The organism is Pseudomonas sp. P5_A12 (assembly GCF_056400685.1).
In genome coordinates this window covers 1-2,544 of sequence record NZ_JBFUKU010000478.1, presented here as the reverse complement: position 1 = coordinate 2,544, position 2,544 = coordinate 1, and the positions used below count along the sequence as shown (strand labels likewise).

Annotated in this window: 2 protein-coding genes and 1 pseudogene; 2 read left to right on the top strand and 1 reads right to left on the bottom strand. The window is 55.5% G+C overall.

Annotated elements, in window-relative coordinates:
* Both AC1DSG_RS30115 and AC1DSG_RS30110 read left to right on the top strand, forming a co-directional pair.
* Nucleotides 1-239 (top strand): annotated as a pseudogene (locus AC1DSG_RS30115) (dimethylmenaquinone methyltransferase); the annotation flags it as partial.
* On the top strand, nt 236-1,450 hold the full coding sequence (locus AC1DSG_RS30110) for a pyridoxal phosphate-dependent aminotransferase (RefSeq protein WP_477794129.1): 1,215 nt from the start codon (nt 236-238) through the stop codon (nt 1,448-1,450). The pseudogene AC1DSG_RS30115 and the gene AC1DSG_RS30110, both read left to right, overlap by 4 nt.
* Before the next feature lie 129 nt (nt 1,451-1,579).
* Here AC1DSG_RS30110 and AC1DSG_RS30105 read toward each other — a convergent pair.
* Nucleotides 1,580-2,544: 2-hydroxycarboxylate transporter family protein (locus AC1DSG_RS30105; protein ID WP_477794128.1), on the bottom strand; the 965-nt coding region annotated here is incomplete at its 5' end.

Here is a 2,544-nt window from a genome sequence, read left to right as displayed (position 1 = left end):
AGGCGAGCGCTCCATCTGTCGGACAAGCTTTCAATTTCGCCGGAGCCATGGTGGCTCCGGGCGATCTGGTGGTAGCTGACGATGATGGCGTCATCATCATTCCCATTGCGGATGCGCCCCGTACCTTTACTGAAGGGGAAGCCCGAGCTAGCAAGGAAGCTGAGATGATGCAGGCATTGACCGAAGGCCGATCGACTCTTGAACTGATGAACCTGACTGAGTGGAGAAACCGCGCATGACCGCCGATATCCAGCGGCTCAATCAGCGACTGGCGGATGCACAACCTTCCGCAACATACCGAATCATCGATCGGGTGGCTGAGCGCCGGGCGCAAGGTGCAAAAATCATTTCACTCTGCGCCGGCGAGCCTGACTTTGATACACCTAAACATGTGCGTGAAGCGGCGATTCAAGCTATTGAAAACGGCCATACTCGCTACACTCAAGTCGCCGGCGCGCGTTCACTGCGAGAAGCGGTAGCCGCTAAATTCCGTCGCGAGAACGGCCTGGACGTCACTTGGCAAGACACCCTCGTCTGTAACGGTGGAAAGCAGGTGATCTATAACGCCTTGGCCGCGACCCTCAACGAAGGTGACCAGGTCATCGTGCCGGCACCGTACTGGGTCAGCTACCCGGAAATGGTTCAACTGTGCGGCGGTGAAGCGCGGATCGTGACGTGCGATGCCGACACCGGCTTTAAATTGACACCCGCAGCACTGGCCGAGGCGATCAACCCGCAGACTCGATGGCTGATCCTCAATTCGCCGTCTAACCCGACAGGCGCGGTGTACAGCCGGGATGAGTTGCAAGCCCTGGCCGATATCTTGTTGGCACATCCCCACGTGCTGATTCTGGCTGATGACATCTACGAACACCTGATCTTCGACGATCAAGTGTTCCTAACCCTGGCTCAAGTCGAACCACGACTGGCACCGCGAACTCTGACCATGAACGGTGTTTCCAAGGCGTATGCCATGACCGGCTGGCGCATCGGATTTGCCACAGGGCCGCGCTGGCTGTTGGAGGCGATGGAAAAACTGCAAGGCCAGCAAACCTCTGGCGCCAGCTCGGTCTCGCAACAGGCCGCACTCGCCGCGTTGGAGGGCCCCAAGGATTTCATCCAAGAAAGCCGTGCTGTGTTCCAGAAGCGTCGCGATTTGATGGTGGCACTATTGAACGACACGCCGGGCCTTGAATGCATCAGTCCAGCGGGGGCGTTCTACGCGTTTGCCTCCTGTGCGGCGCTGATCGGTCGTACGTCGGCGGGCGGTCGAATGCTGCACACTGACGAAGATGTCGCTCACGCGTTGCTCGACGAAGTGAATGTGGCCGTGGTGCATGGCAGCGCCTTCGGCCTCGGCCCCTACTTTCGCATTGCCTATGCCTTGGATGACACTTCATTGCGTCAGGCTTGCGAGGCCATCCGGGCGTTCTGCACTTCCCTACACTAACCTGTTGATGAATGAACGAAACCCGGCTAACGCCGGGTTTCGTTTTTCCGCTCCCTAAACTGAAATTCTATGGCGCAGAACCTTCTACCTAGTGCGGTACCGCGACGGGAATAGCATTTACCTCTACCCTCAACCAATAATCCCCAACAAAATCGTAGCCCCGATCACCGTAGCAGCGCCGCCTATACGCGTCGAGATTTGTGCGAACGGCATCAACTGCATTCGGTTCGCCGCAGACAGAATCGCCACATCACCAGCCCCACCCAGACCACTATGGCAGCAGGTAACAATTGCCGATTCAATGGGGAACATTTTCATGAGATTTCCGATAAAAAATCCCGCTAGCGCCATGGAAATCACAACCGATACGCAAACTACCAAGTATCCCATCGAAAAGACCTTTACCACGCTGTCTAGTGGCACATACAGCATGCCCAGGCCAATCATCACCGGCCAGATGAAAGCAGTTGACACTAACTTGTAGAATGAATAGCAGCCCTTCTCTAAACGTTCGGGGAGTACGCGCAGGTATTTGAAGGCCACTGCGGTCAGAATCATCAATACCGGGCCAGGAATTCCTACGACCTTCTCCATCAAGCCGCCCAACACAAAGAATGTACAGATCATCAACACTCCGGCACCCATCAGCGGCAAATCGATCGGCGAGTCACCGTCTCCCTTAACCCGAAACAAGTCGTTTTGCTCCTTCTCACGGATCAATGCGCCTTCGCCATTTATCGCCGGCCGCTTAAGCGCAAAACGTGCCAGACAACCGGAGCAAATGATTGCGACGATGTTGCCCACTACTGCCGCTGGCACCAATTGCGCCACATAGACATCTGGCGTCCCACCGAGAATCGCGGAGTACGCAAGTGACAACGGCAAAATGCCCTCTCCAATGCCACCGCCAATAATTGGCACAATGATGAAGAAAAACGTGTGGTAGAAGCTGTAACCAAACAATTTTCCTACAAGCAGTCCACTGATTACTGCTGCCAACGTACCCACAACAAGAGGTACAAACATGCGCAGCATGCCCTGTACCAAAATAAAACGGCTCATTCCCAGGATGCTGCCAACCACCAGGCTGGCAA

Bases quoted from the DNA above. Each gene is read 5' to 3' on its own strand.
- AC1DSG_RS30110 (WP_477794129.1), top strand. From the start codon at position 236: ATGACCGCCGATATCCAGCGGCTCAATCAGCGACTGGCGGATGCACAA.